At 71.7% G+C, this 20,539-nt stretch carries 15 protein-coding genes; 6 read left to right on the top strand and 9 right to left on the bottom strand.

Going from position 1 to position 20,539, the window contains the following annotated elements; genetic code table 11:
* The first annotated feature begins 158 nt into the window (after positions 1 to 158).
* On the top strand, positions 159 to 3,740 hold the full coding sequence (locus tag WME90_RS15290) for a protein kinase domain-containing protein (protein WP_437281847.1): 3,582 nt from the start codon (positions 159 to 161) through the stop codon (positions 3,738 to 3,740).
* Positions 3,741 to 3,750: 10 nt separating this feature from the next.
* Here WME90_RS15290 and WME90_RS15295 read toward each other — a convergent pair whose 3' ends face one another.
* Positions 3,751 to 5,754 (bottom strand): PAS domain S-box protein, encoded by a 2,004-nt coding sequence (locus WME90_RS15295; protein WP_437281848.1) that lies wholly within the window; start codon positions 5,752 to 5,754, stop codon positions 3,751 to 3,753.
* Positions 5,755 to 6,180: 426 nt separating this feature from the next.
* Here WME90_RS15295 and WME90_RS15300 point away from each other — a divergent pair, with 426 nt between their 5' ends.
* Positions 6,181 to 6,873: a hypothetical protein gene (locus WME90_RS15300; protein ID WP_437281849.1), complete on the top strand. Its 693-nt coding sequence runs from the start codon at positions 6,181 to 6,183 to the stop codon at positions 6,871 to 6,873.
* A gap of 216 nt (positions 6,874 to 7,089) precedes the next feature.
* Here WME90_RS15300 and WME90_RS15305 read toward each other — a convergent pair whose 3' ends face one another.
* Positions 7,090 to 10,635 carry a protein kinase domain-containing protein gene (locus tag WME90_RS15305; protein ID WP_437281850.1) on the bottom strand — a complete coding sequence of 1,182 codons (3,546 nt, stop codon included), beginning with the start codon at positions 10,633 to 10,635 and terminating at the stop codon, positions 7,090 to 7,092.
* 127 nt (positions 10,636 to 10,762) lie between these two features.
* On the opposite strand from WME90_RS15305, the gene WME90_RS15310 reads away from it, so the two are divergent.
* From WME90_RS15310 to WME90_RS15325, 4 genes are all read left to right on the top strand, one after another.
* Entirely contained in the window at positions 10,763 to 11,014 is a 252-nt protein-coding gene (locus WME90_RS15310) for a MoaD/ThiS family protein (protein ID WP_437281851.1), read from the top strand.
* 22 nt (positions 11,015 to 11,036) lie between these two features.
* Positions 11,037 to 12,158, top strand: coding sequence for a GTP 3',8-cyclase MoaA (gene moaA, locus WME90_RS15315; protein ID WP_437281852.1), 1,122 nt, complete (start codon positions 11,037 to 11,039; stop codon positions 12,156 to 12,158).
* A 77-nt stretch (positions 12,159 to 12,235) separates the two neighbouring features.
* Entirely contained in the window at positions 12,236 to 12,751 is a 516-nt protein-coding gene (moaC, locus tag WME90_RS15320) for a cyclic pyranopterin monophosphate synthase MoaC (protein ID WP_437281853.1), read from the top strand.
* Positions 12,748 to 13,248, top strand: a complete 501-nt coding sequence (locus WME90_RS15325) for a molybdenum cofactor biosynthesis protein MoaE (protein WP_437281854.1) — start codon at positions 12,748 to 12,750, stop codon at positions 13,246 to 13,248. Before moaC ends, WME90_RS15325 begins: the two co-directional genes overlap by 4 nt.
* Before the next feature lie 94 nt (positions 13,249 to 13,342).
* Here the strand turns inward: WME90_RS15325 and phoU are convergent, their stop codons facing one another.
* The 7 genes from phoU to WME90_RS15360 all read right to left on the bottom strand — a co-directional run bounded on the left by phoU (position 13,343) and on the right by WME90_RS15360 (position 20,339).
* On the bottom strand, positions 13,343 to 14,068 hold the full coding sequence (gene phoU, locus WME90_RS15330; protein ID WP_437281855.1) for a phosphate signaling complex protein PhoU: 726 nt from the start codon (positions 14,066 to 14,068) through the stop codon (positions 13,343 to 13,345).
* A 20-nt stretch (positions 14,069 to 14,088) separates the two neighbouring features.
* A complete protein-coding gene (pstB, locus tag WME90_RS15335; protein ID WP_437281856.1) occupies positions 14,089 to 14,952 on the bottom strand; it encodes a phosphate ABC transporter ATP-binding protein PstB in 864 nt (287 codons plus the stop codon).
* Between the two features lie 9 nt (positions 14,953 to 14,961).
* Positions 14,962 to 15,873 carry a phosphate ABC transporter permease PstA gene (pstA, locus tag WME90_RS15340; RefSeq protein WP_437281857.1) on the bottom strand — a complete coding sequence of 304 codons (912 nt, stop codon included), beginning with the start codon at positions 15,871 to 15,873 and terminating at the stop codon, positions 14,962 to 14,964.
* Positions 15,870 to 16,853, bottom strand: coding sequence for a phosphate ABC transporter permease subunit PstC (gene pstC / locus WME90_RS15345; RefSeq protein WP_437281858.1), 984 nt, complete (start codon positions 16,851 to 16,853; stop codon positions 15,870 to 15,872). Before pstC ends, pstA begins: the two co-directional genes overlap by 4 nt.
* An 82-nt stretch (positions 16,854 to 16,935) precedes the next feature.
* Positions 16,936 to 18,045 carry a phosphate ABC transporter substrate-binding protein PstS gene (pstS, locus tag WME90_RS15350; protein ID WP_437281859.1) on the bottom strand — a complete coding sequence of 370 codons (1,110 nt, stop codon included), beginning with the start codon at positions 18,043 to 18,045 and terminating at the stop codon, positions 16,936 to 16,938.
* 95 nt (positions 18,046 to 18,140) lie between these two features.
* On the bottom strand, positions 18,141 to 19,631 hold the full coding sequence (locus tag WME90_RS15355) for an ATP-binding protein (protein WP_437281860.1): 1,491 nt from the start codon (positions 19,629 to 19,631) through the stop codon (positions 18,141 to 18,143).
* Positions 19,632 to 19,643: 12 nt separating this feature from the next.
* Positions 19,644 to 20,339 carry a response regulator gene (locus WME90_RS15360; protein ID WP_437281861.1) on the bottom strand — a complete coding sequence of 232 codons (696 nt, stop codon included), beginning with the start codon at positions 20,337 to 20,339 and terminating at the stop codon, positions 19,644 to 19,646.
* Positions 20,340 to 20,539: the final 200 nt, after the last annotated feature.

Genomic DNA, 20,539 nt, shown 5'->3' on the forward strand with positions numbered 1-20,539 from the left:
GTCCGAGCACAACTTGCCGCTCGCGGCTCCCTCGCGCAGCGAGGGAGCCGCGAGCGGCCCCTGCGAGTTCGGCGGGGCCCCACGCGCGCCCCGCCACGCACATCCCCTCGCCCGCGGCCGTTGCTTCTGGTTCGGCGCAACAGGTAGCCTAGGCAACGATGCAGGCCAGCGACCCGTTCGGCTGGGTGGGGTCGATCATCGACGGCCAGTTCGCCGTCGAGGCGCTGGCGGGCGAGGGAGCGTTCGGCGTCGTCTATCGCGCCCGGCACCTCGGCTTCGATTCGCCGGTCGCCGTCAAATGTCTCAAGATCCCCGCGGGTCTAAGCGCCGACCAGCAAGACGGCTTCCTCGCCAAGTTCCGCGAGGAGGCGCGCCTGCTCCACCAGCTCTCGCGCCGGACGATGGGCATCGTCCAGGCGCTCGACATCGGCGCTGCAGCCGCCCCGAAGGGGCCCTGGACGCCGTACATCGTCATGGAGTGGCTGGAGGGCGAGACGCTCGAGCAGGATCTCAAGCGCCGCAGCGCCGAGAAGCTCCCGCCGAGGAGCCTCGGCGACGCGATCAGGCTCCTCGCGCCGGTCGCCTCCGCGCTCGCCGTCGCCCACGACGAGAACGTGTCTCACCGCGACGTCAAGCCGGCCAACCTGTTCCTGCTCGGCGATCGCATGAAGGTGCTCGACTTCGGGCTCGCCAAGGTGTTCTCCGAGACGCCGACGTTCGCAGAGGCGCTCGTCCAGACGGGACGAACGTTCCGCGCCTTCACGCCGCAGTACGGCGCGCCGGAGCAGTTCAGCCCGCGGTTCGGCGCCACGGGGCCCTGGACCGACGTCTACGCGATGGCCCTGATCCTCGTCGAGGTCGCGAGCGGTCAGCCCGCCCTCTCGGGCAGCGACGTCATCCAGCTCTTCGTCGCCTCGAGCGACGAGGCGATCCGGCCGAGCTTCCGCGCCCGCGGCGTGAACGCCAACGCCGACGTCGAGGCGGTCCTCGGCCGCGCGCTCGCGATCAACCCCTCGCAGCGGTTCCACAACCTCGGCGAGATGTGGGCCGCCCTGGAGGCCGCCCACCGCTCCAGCGTCGTCGTGGTGGCGCGCGATACCCTGCGCGCGCCCGCCTTCGGTACGGGCGACGCGGACGACGACGCGGACGGACTGCTCGACCTCGCCGCCGTCCACCTGCCGCCGCTGCCTCCGCCGCCGGCGCTGTCGGTCCCGCCGCCGTCGCTGCCGCCTTCGTCGAAGCCATGGCGGGCGCCGGACAGCAGCGGGGCGAGGGGGAGCGTGAGCTCCGATCGCGGCTCGCCGCGGACCCGGGCCGCCCTGCCGTTCGAGGGCGGCGAGCACCGGGTCTGCACCGTCCTGTTCGCCGATCTATCCGAGGCGACCGCGCTCTCGTCGCGGCTCGATCCCGAGGACGTCAAGGACGTCGTCGACCGCTGCTACCAGGTGCTCGCGGAGCAGGTCGAGCAGATGCACGGGATCGTGGAGCGGCCGATCGGCGGGCGTGTCATGGCCGTCTTCGGCGTCCCCCGCTCGACCGACTGCGACGCCGAGCGAGCGATCGTCGCGGCGCTCGGCGCGCAAGCCGCGATCCCGCGCCTCACGCTGCCGCGCGCGGCGCGAGCGGTCCGCCTCTCGGTGCGGTTCGGGATCGCGACGGGGCGCGCGTTCGTCGGCGCCGGGGGCTCGGCGCGGCAGGATCTCGCGGTCATCGGCGACGCGGTGGACGGCGCGGGGCGCCTGCAGCAGCTCGCGCCGCGCGGCGCGATCGTGATCGGCCGCGATACCCACCGCCTCGTCCTCGGGCGCTTCCACGTCGAGCCGATCGACGCGGGCGCGAGCGCCGGCGCGATCCGGGCACCGGCGGCCTCGCCGGCGTCCACCGCTCGCGGCGCGGAGCCGCCGATCTACCGCGTGCTCGGCGAGGCGCCGCTCCACCACGCGTTCCCGCCCGCCGATTTCCACGGGCTCGCGACGCGCCTCGTCGGCCGCGGCGCGGAGATGCAGCGCCTGTGCGATCTCGTCGAGACCGCCTTCCACGAGCGGCGGCCGCGCCTCATCACGCTGGTCGGCGCGCCCGGCGTCGGGCGGACGCGGATGCTCGCCGAGCTCTTCGCGGGCCTCCACGACGGCGGCACGGGGAGCGGCGCGCCCTCTTCCGAGCGCGGGTACGCGCTCGCGCCGCCCGGGGGGCTGCTCGTCCTGTCGGCGCAGTGCTCGGCGCTCGCGCGGGACTCGAGCTACGGCCTGGCCGGCGCGCTGCTCCGACGCTGGTTCGGGATCCACGAGGCCGATCCGGCCCAGGTCATCCTGCGCAAGCTGCGCCGCGGCCTGCGCTGGGTCCGGCTGCGCGCCGCGCGCGCCCGCGTCCGCGCCGAGCGGGAGGCCGCCGGCGCGGGGGCCAGGGCCGCGGCGCTCGGGGGCGCGTCGCCGATCGTGACCCACGCGTCGTCCGTCCCGCTCCGAGGGCCGATCAGCTCGACCGTCAGCGGGCGCCGGGGCGCCGGGGCGGCGCGGTACGAAGACGACGACGAGCTCGATCCGTCCCCCTCGCTGTCGAGGCCGAGCGGAGGGAGCGACCTCGAGGAGATCCTCGCCCGGCTCGCGGCGATCCTGGGCGCGCGGCCTGCGCCCGCCGGGCTCCTCGAGGCCGCGGCGCGCGGCAGCGTGCTGGCGAGGCGCCGGATCGCCTCCGCGCTCGCGCTGCTCGTCACCTTCACGCTCGAGCGGACGCCGATGGTGATCGTGTGTGACGACCTGCAGTGGGCCGACGACGCGACGCTCGACCTCGTCGAGGAGCTCGTGACCCACGCCGAGGGGCTGCCGCTCTGCGTGGTGTGCGCCGCGCGCCCCGAGCTCTACGAGCGCCGCCCCGACTGGGGCGTCGGGAAGGAAGCCTACGTCCGCGTCGACGCGCCCTCGCTCGCGCGGCGGCACGCGGAGGAGATGATCCGGGATCGGCTCCGCGGCGTTCCCGATCGCGCCCCCGAGCTCGTGCGTGCGATCGCCGAGCGCTCCGAGGGCAACCCGCGAACCGTGGAGGAGACGCTCCACCTCCTCGTCGACGCCGGCGCGATCGAGGCCCAAGAGGGCGCCTGGCACGTCCGTGAGGACGCGCTGAGCGCGCTCAGCTTGCCGCCGGCGGTGCACGGCGTGGTCCAGGCGCGCCTCGACCGCCTGGACGAAGCCGCGCGCGGCCTCCTGGCGCAGGCAGCGGTCGTCGGCCGGACCTTCTGGGAGGGCGCGGTCGAGCGGCTCCGGAACGACGCCCCGCAGGCGCGCTCGCCGATGTCGAGCGAGCGCATCCTCGCGGAGCTCCAGGATCTCGATCCGCCGTTCTCGGTGCGCCACGGGGGCGGCGCGTCCACCGCCGAGCTGCTCGCGCGCCTGTGCGAGCGCCAGCTGATCCGGCTCCGCTCGCCCGCGTCGTTCCCCGGCGAGCGGGAGTACGTGTTCGTGGAGCAGGCGACGTGCGAGGTCGCCTACGAGATGCTGAGCCTCAAGATCCGCCGGCGGATCCACCTGCTCGTCGCCGACTGGATCGAGCACCGCGCGCCGGGCGACGAGGGCGCCGCCCTCCTGGCCCACCACTACGAGCGGGGAGGCGATCTGCGGGCGGCCGCCGCGGCCTACGACCGCGCCGCGGCGCACGCCGCCGCGATCGGCGACGGCGTCGAGGTGGCGCGCCACGCGGCGCGCGCGCGGGAGCTCCACGACGAGCTCGCGGCCGACGACGCGTAGGCTGGCGGAGCTAGCGCGCCTTGCCCCGCGTGTTCGGCATCCGGGCGCCGGACACGAGCAGCGCGTGGCGCAGGGCGTCCTGCAGCTCGCCGAAGGTCTCGAGCGCCCGCGCGTCGCTGCCGAGCGTCACGATGGCCTGCGCGACCCCGGGGGAGATGCCCGAGACGAGGCAGCGGCTCCCGAGCAGGCTCGCGGCCCGCGTCACCTGGAACAGGTGATCGACCGTCGGCGTGTCCACGTCCTCCACGCCGGTCAGATCCAGCACGGCGAAGTGGGCCTGGGTGCGGACGATCTCCCCGAGCAGCTTCTCCATGATGTCCGTGGCCCGGACGCTGTCGAGCGCGCCGATGATGGGCAGCACGAGGACGCCCTCCCACGCCTGGATGATCGGCGTCGACAGCGCGCGGATCGCCTCCTGCTGCTGGCGCAGGACGCTCGCGGTCCGCTCGCGTTCGGCGTTCTCCGCGGCGAGCATCCGGTTCTTGCCTTCCAGCTCCTCGGCGTACGCCTCGAGGCGCTCGATCGACTGGCGCAGCTGATCTTCGAGCCGCTTGCGATCGGTGGTGTCCCGCATCGTCACGGCCACGCCGCCCTGGATCGGCACGATCTGGTGGTGCACCCAGACGCTCGGGCGCGACGCCCGGGTGGGCGGCGCGGGCAGGAGGATCTCCTCTTCGATCGGCGCCCCCTTCCGGAGGCCGCGCAGGCACCTCTCGAGGAGGACGCCGGCCTCGACCGAGTGGACGAGCTCCGAGAGGCGATGGCCGAGGAGCTGCTCGCGCGGCATCGACAGCATCGCCGCGGCGCGCGCGTTGAGCCCCGTGATCACGAAATCGGCGACCTCCTCGCTCTCGTCGCGGTGGGAGGCCAGCGTGAGGAACGCGTCCATGCTGGCCTCGACGGCCGCATGGAAGCGCGCCTCGCTCTCTCGGCGCTGCTCCTCGGCGCGCCGGCGCTCGGTGATGTTCTCCCCCACGATGAGCGCGTTCGTGACCCCGTTCACCCCCCGGATCGCGCTGACGTGGTTCGCGTACCACGCCCGCCCGCCGTTCACCGCGAGGCCCACAACCTCGTAGCTCGCCCGGCCTCCCTCCTGGAGCACCGTCTGGAGCGCCTCCCTCACCGTGGCGTGGTACTCCGGCGACGTGAAATCGTAGAGGCTCCGGCCGAGGACGCTGTCCTCCCGGATCCCCGGATAGGGCCGGTTCAGCGAGGCGATCCGCGCGTCCTTGTCGACGACGACCAGGTAGTGCGGGATCCCCTCGTACAGCGCTCGCAGCTTCTCTTCGGATTCACGGAGCGAGATCTCGGCGGTCTTGCGCCGCGTCACGTCGCGGGCGACGAAGTAGACGAGCCCCTCATCGAGCGCGAGCATCGCGTTCCACTCGAGCCACCGGTACGAGCCGTCCTTGCAGAGGAAGCGGTTCTCGTACGTGATCGTCTGCGCGCCCGTCGAGAACGTGTCTGTCTCCGAGAGGGTGCGCGCCTTGTCCTCGGGGTGGATGAACTCGAGGTACGGCCTCGCCATCAGCTCCTGGCGGCTGAACCCGAGCGTGCGCTCCCACGAGGGGTTGAGCTCCTTGAACCGCCCGTCGAGCGTCGCGGCGCCGAGCATGTCGACGGCGAGCGCGTAGAGCCGCCGCTGTTCCTTGTCTTCCTCGCGCACGACCACGCGCAGGATCGGCCCTGCTCCGTCGGGGAGCGCGAGCCGCGCGATCTGCGTGTCGGCATGGATGAAGCCCCCGCTGGGGCGCCGGTAGAGCCAGCGAAACCGCTGCGGTTCGCCGAGGCTCGCCGCGTCGAGCCTCTGCGCGAAGCCTTCGGCGGAGGCTTGCCCGTCGGGCTGCAGGAGCGGCGAGAGATCCGTGAGCTCGCGCCCGACGAGGCCGTCCGCGGACCCGGCGAGCAGCCGGATCGCGCTCGGGTTCGCGTCGATCACCCGGCCGTTGTCGAGGAGGAGGAGCGCGTCGTCGGCCGCCTCGAACGCGGCGCGGTGGAGATCAGGATGGCTCATCGTCGGCGCTGCATGATGTCAGGAGCGCCGTGGCGCCGGGTTGTCCTCTCAATCTCGATCGCCAATCGGCACCTCGGGCGGCCGCCGGCGACCCCTCTCTGCCGCTGCCGCCAAATGCGCATTGTGCAGGAAGCCTCGGTGGAGATCGAGATCCATGAGCCCGCGCGCGCAGCGAGGAGCGGGCGGATATCGTTCTCGTTCTCGTGAGCAGCTGCGTGCGGTTCCGGGCCCTGGATCCATCCGGTGCAGGTCGCTCGCGCGGTTGCGATCGAGCGCTGTTGCCGTCGCCAATGTTGTCTGCCTGCCACCTGCCGGCGACGACCTCTCGCGCGCTGCGGGCGTCGTGGTAGCGTTGCTCTGTGTCGCGGGGGTTTCTTCTGCACTGCCTGTCGGCGGGCGGCTCTCGCGCGGTGCGAGGGGGGTGTGATGATCTCCGAGGCGTGCGGGCTCTGTGCTTGGCCGGCGAGCCTCCTCGTCGACGACGTGCAGCGGCACAAGGGCGCGCTCCTGGACATGGCGCAGCAGATGCGCGCGGGCGGCAAGGAGCCGCTCGCGCGCGTGGCCTTCCGGGGTGCGCTTTACTGGCAGCGCTGGCTCCTGACGAAGGAGCCTGGGCTCCATGAGGAGGCGCGGGTCGTCTCCGGGCTCGAGTTCGCCCGCGAGGCTGGCGACTGGAAGGAGGCCGATATGCTCCTTGCCCACGCCGACGGCTCGAGCGCGCTCGCCGGCCTGCCGTTCGTCGACCACTGGAAGTCGCTCGTCGCGCAGCACTTGCCGGAGCAGGTGAGCGACGAGCAAGAGCTCGAGGAGACGTTCCAGGAGTTCCGACGGCATCCCAGCGAGGAGGCTGCGGAGAGCGTGCGGCGCTGCGCCACGGCGATCGCGCCGCTCGGGTCGCCTGTCCCGGTGCACAGCCTCCTTTCGCGTGTGGCGATGGATCTCGGTCAGACCGAGGAAGCGGAGTTCCACCTCGCCGCGCTCGTCGTCTGCAGGCCGCTCTGGATCCCCTACGTCGTGCAGCTGGCCGAGCACCAGGCGAGGCTCGACCTGCCCCGCGCCCTCCGCACGATCGAGGACGCGCGCCGCCTCTTCGGGCCCGACTTCTGGCTCCCTCTTTGAGCGGGGCTCGCCCGCTTCGGATACGGGCCCATCTCGGCGTTTTCGGTGCTCAGCGCACAGGAGTGCGCTTGCGCGCCGAAAACGCCGATCTGGACCCGTCTCCTGTGCGGGTGAGCCCCGCTCGGCGACGCATCTCGTGAGAGCGTCGACCGTCGATCGTCCCTCTCCTGCACGAGAGCCCACGCAGCCAGGATCCGCGCCCCACGCGCCCGCGCCTTAGGTGCTCTCGAGCGTGCGCATCCAGCCGCTGATCCGCGTCCCCGCCGGCTTGGGCCAGCCCATCCGCGCGAAGCGCTCGAGGAGCTGGGGCGTATGGTCACCCGTGCGGCTGTCCTTGAAGGCCGCGCGCGCCGCGTCCAGCTCGCGCGCCGCCTCGTGGAAGCGCCCCTCGTGGTACGCGAGCCAGGCGAGCGTCAGGTGCCGGTGCTGCCGTGGCTCCGCCTCGGCGAGCGCCACCGCCTCGCACGCCATGAGGTGCTCGCGCGCGAGCTCTGCGTCCCCGCGGTGGAGCGCGATCTGCGCGAACAGCAGCCGCGCCTCGACCAGGCCCCACGGATCCCCGAGCCGCTCGAAGAGCCTGCCGGCGGCGATCGCGTGCTCCTCGGCGAGATCCGGCTCGCCCGCGTCGAGCGCCGCCATCGAGAGGAGGCGCTCGCACCCGGCCTCGCCGCGCGGGTTCGCGACGTCGCGGAAGCTCTGCCGCGCCGCGAGCGCGCCCGCGCGCGCGGCCTCGAAGTTGCCGACGCGGTGGTCCGAGTGCGACAGCGCGAGATCGCACTGCGCGAGCCCGAGCCGGTAGCCGATGGCGTCGAAGTCGGCGTGCGCGGTCGTGAGCAGCGCGCGCGCCGCCTCGGAGGTCGCCCCGGCCTGCTCGACCATGCTCTGCAGCAGCAGGCACTGCGCCCGGCCGAGCCGATCGCCCACCTCCATGAACCGCGCCGCCCCGGACGCGAGCACCGCCCGCGCCCGCGCGTGCTCGCCGAGCAGGTAGTCGATCTCGCCGAGCAGCACCTCGCACTGCGCTCGCCCGTGGCCGTGGCCGATCTCGTCGAAGATCGCGTGCGCTCGCGCCACGAGCCGCCGGCCCTGCGCCTCCGCGCCGAGGTCCGACGCGATGTGCCCGAGCAGGCGCAGGCAGTGCGCCTGGTTCTCCCGGTCGCCGGCCTGCTCGAAGATGCGCCGCGCGTCCTCCGCGTCGCGCCGCGCCTCGTCGAGCCTCCCCGCCAGCCGCAGCGCCTCGCCCCGGAAGCGCAGCTGCGTCCCGAGCCGCGTCCCCGTCAGCACGGGCCGCGCATCCACGCCGCCCCGTAGGCCAGGGCGCGAGTCGCTCCCGCCGGGCAGCTTGCCGTCGAGCACGGCGAGATCGCGGAGCGTCGCGGCGATGTCGCGCGAGCTCTGCCAGTGCGCCGCCACGTGCGCGTGCATGAGCGCCGCGGCCTCGTCGGTGTCGCCGGCGCGCAGGAGGCTGACCACCCGGTGCCGGAGGATGCGGCGGCTCGACGCGGCCGGGTGCGCCCCGAGCGCGTCGGCGGCGGCGCGGAACACGCGGGCCGCGTCCGGCTCGAGGAAGAGCTGCGAGAGGAGGTGCTCTTGGAGCAGCGCGTGCGGCCAGCGCAGGCGATCGCCCACCGCGAGGAGGATCTGGGCGCGCTGCATGGCCGCGAGCGCCCGGTCCGCCGAGATATCGAGCGACGTCAGCAGCGCGCGCAGGATCTCCCGCCGGATGTCGCCGCCGAGCGCGGCGGCGGCGCGCGCGCCGGTGCGGAGGTCCTCGGGCAGCGCCGCGAGGCGCTCCTCCCAGAGGTCGGCGGTGGTCGCCGCCTGCACGGCCATCGACCCCCGCGGCACGAAGTACTTGCCCGCGCGGAGCTGGAGGTGCCCGCCGCCCGCCCACGCGTGCAGCAGCTGCAGCGCGAAGAGGGGGTTCCCCTTGCTGCGGGCCGTCGCCGCCTCGGCCGCCGCGTCGTCGAGCGGCAGCGTCTCCCGGAGCAGCGCGTGCGTCTGCGTCGGGTTCAGCGGGGCGACGTCCAGCCGCTCCCCGACGTAGGCCGCGAGCGCCCCCTCGATGCGCCTCGCCGCCACCGGATCGCACTCGACCGCCTCGGTCCGGACGGTCGCCACGACGAGCAGGCCGAGGTTCGGCGCGTCGCGGTGGAGCGTGAGGAGCCCCTCGAACGTCGTCGAGGAGGCGTAGTGCAGGTCGTCGAGCCAGAGCAGCACCGGCCGGTCCCGGCCGATCCGCTCCAGCGTCTTGCGGATGATCAGCCAGCGGAGCTCCGGGCGGTCCAGGCGGAAGCGCTTCCCCGTCGGACCGACCGCCTCGCTGCCTGGCGGCGACGGCTTGATCCACTCGGCGGTCGCCGCGACCCACGTCTTGCCGACCTCGTCCTCGGGCGGGACCTCCCAGAGGTTCATCAGCACCTTCTCGACGATCTCGCGCTCGGCCCGCTCCAGCCGGTAGTGCTGGGTCACCGCGCCGAGCACGCCGTCGAGCGGCGCCGCGATGCGCCGGTAGCGCGCGCGGAGCGGCACCATGAGCGCCCGCTCGTGGACCTCCTCGCAGAGCCACTCGGCCAGCCGGCTCTTGCCGACGCCGGCCTCGCCCGCGAGCAGGACGAACCGGTGCATCGCCTTCGGCGCGTCGACCATCTCGGCCACGACCTCCATGAGCCGCGCCCGCTCACCGGTCCGCGCGACGAACGGGCTCGGCCGGAGCGCGAGCAGCCCGGTGGTCGTCACGGACGGCGGCGGGTCGTCGTCTGGAGGCTCGATGAGCTCGGGCGTGAGCAGCTCCTTGCGGCTCGGGGGCAGCCGGCCGCTCGTCAACAGGGCGATCGGCAGGGGCGTGGCGGTCACGTTCGCGTTGCTGCGCGGCTCGAACCGCTTCCACACCCGCCGCGCATCCCCCGCGAAATCGAACCGGTGCCAGGGCCGCTTCGCGAGCAGCCGCTTCGCGAACTTCGCGACGTCGCCCGGCACCGGCGTTGGAAGCGGCAGGTCCGGGATCGGCGCGCTCCGGTGCTGCTGGAGGAGCTCGTCGTTGCTGCCGTCGTAGACCTCGCCGCCGGCGAGCAGGGCGTAGAGGATGCAGCCGAGCGCGTAGAGGTCCGTCGGCGGCCCGACGTGGGGCGCCGCGAAGCGGATCTGCTCCGGCGCCATCCATCCCGGGGTGCCCGCGCCCCACCGCACGGTGGGTTCGCTCTCCCTGGAGCCGTCGAGCCGGTGATCGACCCGGTCCTGGATGAGCCAGGCGAGCCCGAGGTCGAGCACGTGAACGAGCGGCGGCTCGCCGCCGTGCTGCAGATCGACGAGGACGTTGGACGGCTTCAGATCTCCGTGGATCACGCCGCGCGCGTGCGCGTGCGCCAGCGCGCCGAGCACCTGGTCGATGACGCTCCAGATGATCGGCCAGGGCAGCGGGTCCTCGAGCCGCGCGAGGTAGAGCCACTCGTGGAGCGATCGCCCTGGGACGGCGTCCATCACGAGGTACGGCGTCCCGTTGCTGAGCGCCCCGAAGTCGCGGGCCTTCACGAGCGCCGGATGGGAGAGCCCGGCGAGCGCCCGGGCTTCTTCCTGGAACCACCAGGCGTCCTCGGGGCGGGTCGCCGCGCCTGGCCGGTCGAGCAGCTTCACCGCGACGCGCTCGTCGAGGACGAGGTCGCGGCAGAGATAGACGACACCCATGCCGCCGCGGCCGAGCTCGCGGCGAACCTGGTAGCGACCGGCCAAGATCGTGCCCGGTAAAAAGCCTTCTTCCGACATGACGGTGAGCCGCCCGATGATAGCCGTGCCGGCCGGGCCCGGTAGGCTCGATCTCGCCGGGGTGGCCCGAGGTCGCTTGGCGGCAGTTCGTCGTGTCTCGTCGGCGGAGCGATGCTAGGTTGCGGTGATGGATGCAGCGGTACGCGTGCTCGCATTCGCGGGCGCGAGGGATGTGCTGGGCACCGGAGAAGTGGCGCTGCCGCTGGCTGGTCCCTGCACCGCGGCGGAGCTCCTGGATCACGTCTGTGCTCGCTATCCGGGGCTCGGCCCCTACAAGGGATCCATCCGGGTGGCGGTGAACGGCGTCTATGCGACGCCGAGCGATCCTGTGGGTTTCGGTGACGAGGTGGCGCTCATCCCGCCGGTGGCAGGCGGGTAAGAGGAGCCGAGAGGGACGCGCGATGCCTTCTTCGACCGGCGGCCTCGATCCTGCGCGCAACGCGGGCGAAGCGTCGACCCAGCGGAAGCGATCCCTGCCGCTCGTCGGGGGCGGGGAGGCGGGGCGCCGCGCCGCCGTGATCCCGTACCGGGACGGCGCCGGCGAGGCAGCGGGCGCGCACGCGGGGCCCGCGCCGCAGAGCGTGCGCATCTCGGTCACGGATCGGTGCGACTTCGCTTGTACCTACTGCCGCCCGTCGCGGCATGACGGCTACGCCGACGGCAGGCTGATGACGGACGCCTGGCGCACGATGTTCGAGGCGCTGCGCGACGCCGGCGTCCGGCGCGTGCGCCTGACCGGCGGCGAGCCGCTGCTCCACCCCGAGATCGTGTCGATCGTCGCGTGCCTCGCCTCGCTCGGGTTCGAGGATCTGGCCCTCACGACGAACGCGTCGCAGCTCGCGCGGCTCGCCGGGGCGCTGCGCGCCGCCGGGTTGCACCGCCTGAACGTCTCGATCGACTCGCTCGATCCTGGGCGTTTTCGCGAGATGACCCGGGGCGGCGAGCTCGCCCGCGTGCTCGACGGCATCGACGCCGCGATCGCGGCGGGCTTCTCGTCGATCAAGCTGAACACGGTGGTCCTCCGCGGCGTGAACGACGACGAGATCGAGCGGCTCACGCTGTGGGCCTGGGAGCGGCGGATGGTGCCGCGCTTCCTCGAGGTGATGCCGATCGCCGAGGGCGCGCGGCTCGTCGGCGCGCACCTCGTCACCGCGGCCGAGATGAGGGCGCGCCTGGCCGAGCACATCCTCCCGGGGGAGGCGGTCACCGAGCCCGGCCTCGGTCCGGCGAGGTACGTCCGCGCTCGCCGCGACCCGTCGCTCCGCGTGGGCTTCATCACGGGCACGAGCGACACGTTCTGCGAGAGCTGCGATCGCCTGCGTGTCTCCTCGACGGGCGTGCTCCGGCCGTGCCTCGCCACGGACGACGGCGTCGACGCCTCGCGCGAGGCGCAGAGCGGCGATCGGGCGGCGATCCGCCAGCGTCTGGACGAGGCGTGGCGCCTGAAGCCAGACGGCAAGATCTGGAAGGGCTGCACCGAAGAGACGGCCTCCACGGTGTCGATCCGCGCGATCGGCGGCTGAAGCGGCGGGTGATCGGCGCGGCGCCGGATCACGTTCGGCTTTCGGTCCGCCGGGCTGCCGTGTCAGATTCCGGGGCGATGTCGCGAACCCCTGATCGACCCGGCGAGGGCGAAGCGCTCTCGACCCACCTCTCCCCGAGCGGCGAGGCCCGCATGGTGCCTGTCGAAGGCAAGCCCATCACACATCGCCGCGCGGTCGCGTCGGGCGCTGTCCTGATGCGCCCCGAGACGATCGCCCGGGTCGCGCGCGACGACGCCCCGAAGGGCGACGTGCTGGCCGCGGCGCGGATCGCCGGGATCATGGCGGCGAAGCGCACGCCGGAGCTCATCCCGCTCTGCCACGGGATCGCGCTCACGCACGTCTCGGTAGCGCTCGACGTGGACGAGCCCTCCGCGGCGATCCGGGTGACCGCCGCCGCGGAGGCGGTGGATCGCACCGGGGTCGAGATGGAGGCCATGGTCGCGGTGAGCGCCGCGTGCTTGACGATCTACGACATGCTCAAGGGGATCGATCGCGAGATGGTGATCTCGGACATCAAGCTCCTGGAGAAGAGCGGGGGCCGGTCGGGTCATTTCCAGCGGAGCGCGCCGTGAGCCGGATCCGCGCCGAGCCGCTCCCTCTCGACGAGCTCATCGCCGCGGTGTCTCACCCTGGCGCGGGCGGGATCGCCACGTTCCTCGGCGTCGTGCGCGACGTCAACGAGGGCCGTTCGGTCACGCTGCTGGAGTACGAGGCCTACGGGACGATGGCCGAGGCCGAGCTCGAGCGGATCCTGTCGGAGATCGCCGCGGAGATCCCCGGCGTGCGCGTCGCCGCGACGCACCGGGTGGGCGCGCTCCGCGTCGGCGACGTCGCCGTGGCCTGCGCCGCGAGCGCGCCGCACCGGGGAGAGGCCTTCCGCGGGTGCCGCCTGCTCATCGACCGCATCAAGGAGCGCCTGCCGATCTGGAAGCGCGAGCACGGGCCGGACGGCCCGTACTGGGTCGGATGGGAGGACGCCCGCTGCTCCGGCGAGGACGGGCACGAGGACGCCCACGGGCACGCGCACGGCCACGGAGGGACGGCGCCTCCGGGCAGCGCTGGCGTCTAGCGCAGCCGCAGGCCGGGGGACGGCGCCTCCGGGCAGCGCTGGCGTCTAGCGCAGCCGCAGGCCGGGGGGCGGCGCCTCCGGGCAGCGCTGGCGTCTACCGCAGCCGCAGGCCGGGGGACGGCGTCGAGGCGAGCGGATCGTTCTCCTTCAGGCGGTTGTGGTGCCGGATGTCCGTCCCCTTGACGAGGAAGACGACCGACTCGGCGATGTTCATGGCGTGATCGGCGATGCGCTCCATGTACTTGGCGATCGACTGGATGCGCGTGGCCCGGTACACGGTGCTCGGATCGCGGCTCATGATGAGGAGCACCTCCTGGAAGATGCGGGCGTAGTGCTCGTCGATCACGTCATCGCGCGTGAGCAGCTGGTTCGCCCGCTCGCAGTCGCGCGCGACAAGCGCGTCCAGCGCCTCGTGCACCACCTCGATCGCCTCATCCGCCAGGCCTTGCAGATCCGCCACCGGCGCGAGCGGCGGCTCCTCGTTGAGCTCTTGCACCCGCTCGCACACGTTCACCACGAGGTCGCCGACGCGCTCCAGATCGGTGACGATCTTGAGCGCCGTGGTGACGAAGCGCAGGTCGGACGCCACGGGCTGGCGCGTCGCGAGGATCCTCATACAGAGCTCGTCGACCTCGCACTCGAGCCGGTTGATCCGGCGATCGAGCCGGATCGTCGCCTTGGCGAGCCCCGTGTCGCGCGTCGCGAGCGCGGTCGAGCCTTTCTGGATCATCTCCTCGACGAGGCTGCCCATGAGCAGCAGCTTCTCGCGAAGCGTGCGTAGCTCGTGCTCGTAGACCTTGCTCGTGTGCGACGTCGGCATGATTCTCTCCCCCGGTTCCATCAGCCGAACTTACCGGTGACGTAGTCTTCCGTCTTGCTCTCCTTGGGGTTGGTGAAGATCGTCTGGGTCCTGTCGAACTCCACCAAATCCCCCATGTAGAAGAAGGCGGTATAGTCAGAGCACCGCGCGGCCTGTTGCATGTTGTGTGTGACGAGCACGCAAGTATATCGGTCTTTCAGCTCGTCGATGAGCTCCTCGACACGCGCGGTCGCGATGGGATCGAGGGCAGAGCACGGCTCGTCGAGCAAGATCACCTCCGGCTCCACCGCGAGGACGCGGGCGATGCAGAGGCGCTGCTGCTGGCCGCCCGAGAGGGATAGCCCGGACTGATCGAGCTTGTCCTTCACCTCGTCCCAGAGCGCGACCTGGCGCAGGCACTTCTCGACGAGGCCAGTGGGATCCTTGACGGAGATGCCGTTGAGCTTGTGTCCGGCGAGGACGTTCTCGCGGATGGACATGGTTGGAAACGGGTTGGGTTTCTGGAACACCATGCCGACGCGGCGCCGCAGCCGCACCGGGTCAACGGCTTTGTCATAGATGTTCACGCCGTCGATCATGACGGAGCCCTTCGCCGAGGCGCCGGGCACCTGCTCGTGCATCCGGTTGAGACAGCGCAGGAACGTCGACTTCCCGCACCCGGACGGACCGATGACCGCGGTGACCTGGCCATCGGGGATGTTCAGCGTGATGTCGTGGATGGCGTGGAACTTATGAAAATAGGCGTTCAGCCGGGTAACGCTGATCTTGGCCGGCGGAGCCTCGTCTTCTGAATCCAGGGAGCGGCTGTCGATGCCGTCCGTGTCGAGCCCGCTGCGGCGTTCCCCGGACCGTACTTTGTGGTGCAGTGAGTCAAACGGGCTCATCGAGTGCCTTTAACGCGCCTTGACGCTCCGCGACGTGGCGATGCGCGCGAGCAAGTTGAGGAGAAAGACGATGACGATCAGCACGAGAGCGCCGGTCCACGCCTCCTGCTGCCATTTGGGGTAGGGCGATGTCGCGTTCCGCCAGATCTGCACCGGTAGCGAGGCGATGGGGCGGTCGACGGCGAAGCTCCAGTACGACGAGCCCAGCGCGGTGAGGAGCACCGGCGCGGTCTCGCCGGCGATGCGGGCCACGGCGAGCATCACGCCGGTGCCGATGCCCGGCGAGGCCGTCCGGAGCACGACGAGGAGGCTCGTGCGCCACTCCGGCACGCCGAGGGCGAGCGACGCCTCGCGGAGGTGGGCGGGCACCAGCTTGAGCAGCTCCTCCGTCGTGCGGGTCACCGTCGGGAGCATCACGATCGCGAGCGCGATGCCGCCGGCGAGCGCCGAGAAGCGCTTCATCGTGACCACGACGAGGGCGTAGACGAAGACGCCGATGGTGATCGAGGGGACGCCGCCGAGCACGTCGGCGATGAACCGGATGGCGGCCGCGAGCTTGCCCCGCCCGATCTCCGCCAGGTAGATGCCGGCGAGGATGCCCGTCGGCAACCCGATGCCGCAGCCGATGGCGATTAGGATGAGCGTGCCGACGACCGCGTTGCCCATGCCGCTCCGCTCGTCGCCGACGGGCTTCGGGAGCTGGGTGAAGAAGTCGAGCGACAGCCCGCCAAGGCCCTTGCTGACGACGTAGACGAAGATCAGGAACAGGGGGACCAGGACGACGACGGCGCTCGCGACGCAGAGCCCTTCGAAGAAGTAGCCGCGCGCGCGGCGCAGCGTCTCGCCCGGCGCGGGCGCGAGCAGCGTGCGCCGGGGGGCGCTCGTTGGCCTCGCCACGGGGACAGGGGTGTCGCTGTTCATGCGCGCTGCTCCAGCTTGCTCTTGGTCGAGCTCACGAGCCACCGGGCGAAGAGGTTGAGGAGGAGGGCGACCCCGAAGAGGAGCAGCGCGATCTTGGACAGCGCCGACACGTACATGTCGCTTGTCGCCTCGACGAACTCGTTGGCGATGACGCTCGCCATCGAATAGCCGGGGTGGAAGATCGACGCGCTCACCTTCGGGACGTTGCCGATCATCATGGTGACGGCCATCGTCTCGCCGAGCGCCCGGTTCAGCCCGAGGATGATGGCCCCGATGATGCCCGAGCGCGCCGAGGGGAGGACCGCGTAGCGGATCGTGTCCCACGCGCACGCGCCGAGGCCGACCGCCGCCTCGCGGTGCAGCTGGGGGACCGCCTGCATCACCTCGCGCGACACCGACGTGATCGTGGGGACGATCATGATGGCGAGGATGACGCCCGCGGCGAACATGCCGAAGCCGAGCGGCGGGCCCTCGAAGAGGGGGATGTAGCCGAAGTACTTGATGATGACCGGCTCGACGGTGTCCCGGAGCCAGGGGCGGAGCACGGCGATGCCCCAGAAGCCGTAGACGACGCTCGGGATCGCCGCGAGGAGCTCGACCATGAACCCGAGCGGCTTGCGGATCCGGTGGGGGGCCAGATCCGACAGGAAGATCGCGAGGCCCAGCGAGACGGGGACGGCGATCACGATGGCGATCAGCGACGTGACGACCGTTCCGTAGACGAACGGGAGCGCGCCGAACTCCTCGCGCGCAGGGTCCCATACGCGCCCGGTGAGGAACCCCAGCCCGAACTTGTCGATGGCGAGCCGCGATGAGCGGATGAGCTCCAGCACCATCAGCGCTGGCACCGCGAGCACCGTCAGGCCGAACATCGTCAGGATGGCGCGGAACGCTCGATCGGCTCCGCGCGTGCCATGTGGAGCATCGCTCTGCGGCGCGGACGAGGCGGCTTGTTGCATCGGAACTTCTACGGTGCTCATGGACCTATCCTGCGCTCCTGCGCGCACGCCAGCCGCGTGCGGCGGAGCGCCGTTCACACGGCTGACGCGCATTCCTGGCGGGTTATGGGACGAGCAGGGGCTTGCCGTCAGGGCCGACCAACGCGGCGAGCTTCTTGTTGACCTTCTCGACGACAGCCGCGGGCAGCGGGGCGTAATGGAGGTCGTTCGTGAACTTCTGGCCGCCTTGCATCGCCCACTTCATGAAGTTGGCGAGCACCTTGCCCTTCGCGAGGTCCTTCTGCTCCTGGTACACGAGGAGGTACGTGAAGCCGGCGATGGGGTATGCGTCCTCGCCCTCGGCGTCCACGAGCGAGATCCGGAGATCATCCGGCATCTTGGCGGCCGCGCCAGCGCCTGCGGCGGTCGTGCTCTCGAGCGACGGGGTGATGAACTTCCCGCTCTTGTTCTTGAGCGAGGCGAACGTGAGCTTGTTCTGCATCGCGTACGCGAGCTCGATATAGCCGATCGAGGCGGGCGTGCTCGTGATGAGGGCGGAGACGCCGTCGTTGCCCTTCGCGCCGAGGCCGCCAGGCCAGTTGACGCTGGTCCCGGTCCCTGGCCCGCTCTTCCACTCCGGGCTGACCGCGCTCAGGTAGTCGACGAAGATCTTTGTGGTTCCGCTGCCGTCCGAGCGGTGCACCGTCGCGATCTCCTTGTCGGGGAGCTTCACGTCCGGGTTCTCCTTCTGGAGGACCGGGTCGTTCCACTTCTTGATCTTGCCCAGGAAGATGTGTGCGGCCGCCTCCGGCGTCAGCTTCAGGCCAGACGGGACGCCCTCGAGGTTGTAGGTCAGCACGACCGCGCCCAGGCAGGTCGGCAGGTGCAGGATGCCGGCGGCCTTCCCGAGCTGCTCCTCGTTCATCGGGGCATCGGTGGCGCCGAAGTCGACGGTCCGCTCGGTGATCTGCCGAATCCCACCCCCGGAGCCGATGGACTGGTAGTTGATCTTGACCTTGGAGTTGGCTTTCTGGAACTCAGAGATCCACTTCGTGTAGAGAGGGTACGGGAATGTCGCACCCGCACCCGTCAGGCTGGTCTCCCCATCAGCGGTCGGCTGCGGCGCGGTGTCCTTCTTCGCGCCGGGGAGCGAACCGGTGTCTTGAGGGGTATCGGAGCGACCGCACGCCGCGGTCAGGAGGAACAACGCCAGGGTGAGCAGAATTCGAGCCATGCACAGCAAGGCGTAATCGAGTTTTGTTACAGCTCCGTGACAGCAAGGTGGAACAGCGAGTACCGCGCTTTCCTGGCTTTGCCCGGTCGCGTGGATCACCCGGCGCGCGCCAGGCGGACGGTGAACTGGGTGCCGCGGCCGATCGCGCTCTCGACCTCGATCGATCCGTTCATCAGCTCGACGAGGTGCTTCACGATGGCGAGGCCGAGCCCGGTGCCGCCCAGGTCGCGTGAGCGGCCGGCGTCGACTCGATAGAACCGCTCGAAGATGCGGCCCAGGTGGTGAGGCGGAATACCGGGGCCGTCGTCGGCGACGGCGATCATCACCTGCTGGTCGATCGAGCGCGCCTTCACGGTGACGTGGGCTCCCTCGCCCGCGTACTTGATGGCGTTGTCGAGCAGGTTCATCAGCACCTGCTCGAGCGCGCGGCGGTCGCACCGGGCGGGCGGGAGCGTAGAGGCGTCGACCGTCAGCGTGACGCTGCGCCGGCGCGCTGCCTCGGCGAGCAGCTGCGTGACGTGCTCGATGGCGGGGGCGATGTCGAGGTCCGACAGCGCGAGGCGGAAGTTCTTCGCCTCGATCTTCGAGAGGTCGAGCAGGTCGTCGACGAGGTGGCGGAGGCGCTTCGCGTGCCGATCGATCACGTCGACGAACTCGGCGGCCTCATGAGGGTCCTTCAGCGCGCCGAGCTGCAGCGTCTCGGCGGCGGTGCTGATCGCGGTGACCGGCGTGCGCAGCTCGTGGGACACGTTCGCGACGAAATCGGTCCGGATCGTCTCCAGCCGGCGGAGGTCGGTGACGTCGTGGAACACCGCGATGAGCCCCGGCTCGGCGGACGCGCCGTCGTGCTCCGTGCCCCACGCGGCGAGGGCCTCGTGCGCGTCGTCTCCGAGCCGCTCCGGGCCCTTTCGGCGCGACACGCGCACGAGCAGCCGCCGCGGCAGCGTCCGCCCGAGCTCGACCTCGACGTCGACCGGCTCGTCCCGCTTGCCGGCGAGCTGGATCGCCTCGGTGAGCCGCGCGTTGCGGATCGACTCGATGACCGATCGGCCGAGCGCGTCCTCACCGAGGGAGGCCATCGCGCGGAGCGCCCGGTTGGCGAGGAGGATCCGCCCGTCGTGATCGAGCACGAGCACGCCTTCGCTCATCCCGTCGAGGATGCCGGCGAGCAGGGCGCGCTCCGTCCGGACCTCGGCGGTGGAGCGGGAGAGCTCGCTCGTGAGGTGGTTCAGCGCGCGCGCGAGCTGGCGGAGCTCACCCGGGCCGCGCAGCGGTGCGCGCGTCGACAGGTCGCCCTCGGACATCGCCTGCGCGAAGCGGGTCAGCCTCCGGATGGGGCGCCTGATGAAGAAGGCCGTGGCGGCGCCGATCGAGGCCGCGACCACGATCACGGTGCCCATGCCGAGCAGCAGGGTGCGCCGCGAGCGAAGGAGGGCGGCGTCGACGGCGGCGCGCGGGCTGTGCTCCGCGAGCAGCGCCCCTTCCACGTCGTGCGCGGCGAGGCGCTCGATCGGGACGCCAGCGACGACGAGGACGAGCACCGTCGCCGCCGCGAGCTTCGCGCCGTTGCCCAGCCCCCTCAGCATGCGCATGGGCCCCTAGGCGACCTCGGGCTCCGCGCGGAACCGGTAGCCGACGCCGCGCACGGTCTCGATGTAGTCGCCCGCCGCCCCGAGCTTCTCGCGGACGCGCTTCACATGGGTGTCGACGTTGCGCGCGGTGACGTCGACGTGCGAGCCCCACACCTCGTCGAGCAGGAGATCGCGCGAGAGGACGCGCCCGCGGCGATCGTGGAGCATCATGAGCAGGCGGAACTCGAGCGCGGTCAGCGCGATCTCGGCGTCTTGCACCCAGGCCCGGTGCGCGGCGCGGTCGACCCGCAGGATGCCGAAGTCGAACTTCTCCGGCGCCGACGCCGGGCTCTCTGAGCGCTTCAGGATCGCCCGGGCGCGCAGGATGAGCTCGCGCACGCTGAACGGCTTGACGACGTAGTCGTCGGCCCCGAGCTCGAAGCCGACGATCCGGTCGATCTCCTCGCCCTTGGCCGTGACCATGATGACGGGCACCGCCGAGGTCTGCGGGTTCTGCTTGAGGCGGCGGCAGATCTCCGTGCCCGACATGTCCGGGAGCATCAGGTCGAGCAGGACCAGATCGAACCGCTCCTCCTTGACCGCGCGGAGCGCTGTCTCGCCGCTCCCGGCGGACACCACATCGAACCCAGCTTGACGGAAGTTGTAAGTGAGGACGCGCTGAAGGTCGCGCTCGTCCTCCACGATGAGCACGTGGCTCGGCATGGCCCACGTATGTAGCAGCGCATTGTGACAGCTTGATGGCGAACGCGCGTGTCGCGCGTCGAGCTCGCGAGACGGAATTGCGACGAGGGCGCGATGAAGCGCGAGCGCGAGGAGAGCGCGGAGAGCCGCGCCGAGCGGCGAGCCGGCGGATCGGACACGGCCGCTGCGCGACCTGAGGCGCGGCCGGGAGAGCAGCCTGG

It is taken from the genome of Sorangium sp. So ce375 (assembly GCF_051473855.1).
Lineage (GTDB): Bacteria > Myxococcota_A > Polyangia > Polyangiales > Polyangiaceae > Sorangium.

Excerpts from the sequence above, each read along its gene's own strand:
- WME90_RS15290 (WP_437281847.1), top strand. The coding sequence starts at position 159 with ATGCAGGCCAGCGACCCGTTCGGCTGGGTGGGGTCGATCATCGACGGC.
- WME90_RS15295 (WP_437281848.1), bottom strand. The coding sequence starts at position 5,754 with ATGAGCCATCCTGATCTCCACCGCGCCGCGTTCGAGGCGGCCGACGAC.
- WME90_RS15300 (WP_437281849.1), top strand. The coding sequence starts at position 6,181 with ATGATCTCCGAGGCGTGCGGGCTCTGTGCTTGGCCGGCGAGCCTCCTC.
- WME90_RS15305 (WP_437281850.1), bottom strand. The coding sequence starts at position 10,635 with ATGTCGGAAGAAGGCTTTTTACCGGGCACGATCTTGGCCGGTCGCTAC.
- WME90_RS15310 (WP_437281851.1), top strand. The coding sequence starts at position 10,763 with ATGGATGCAGCGGTACGCGTGCTCGCATTCGCGGGCGCGAGGGATGTG.
- moaA (WP_437281852.1), top strand. The coding sequence starts at position 11,037 with ATGCCTTCTTCGACCGGCGGCCTCGATCCTGCGCGCAACGCGGGCGAA.
- moaC (WP_437281853.1), top strand. The coding sequence starts at position 12,236 with ATGTCGCGAACCCCTGATCGACCCGGCGAGGGCGAAGCGCTCTCGACC.
- phoU (WP_437281855.1), bottom strand. The coding sequence starts at position 14,068 with ATGCCGACGTCGCACACGAGCAAGGTCTACGAGCACGAGCTACGCACG.
- pstB (WP_437281856.1), bottom strand. The coding sequence starts at position 14,952 with ATGAGCCCGTTTGACTCACTGCACCACAAAGTACGGTCCGGGGAACGC.
- pstA (WP_437281857.1), bottom strand. The coding sequence starts at position 15,873 with ATGAACAGCGACACCCCTGTCCCCGTGGCGAGGCCAACGAGCGCCCCC.
- pstC (WP_437281858.1), bottom strand. The coding sequence starts at position 16,853 with ATGAGCACCGTAGAAGTTCCGATGCAACAAGCCGCCTCGTCCGCGCCG.
- pstS (WP_437281859.1), bottom strand. The coding sequence starts at position 18,045 with ATGGCTCGAATTCTGCTCACCCTGGCGTTGTTCCTCCTGACCGCGGCG.
- WME90_RS15355 (WP_437281860.1), bottom strand. The coding sequence starts at position 19,631 with ATGCTGAGGGGGCTGGGCAACGGCGCGAAGCTCGCGGCGGCGACGGTG.
- WME90_RS15360 (WP_437281861.1), bottom strand. The coding sequence starts at position 20,339 with ATGCCGAGCCACGTGCTCATCGTGGAGGACGAGCGCGACCTTCAGCGC.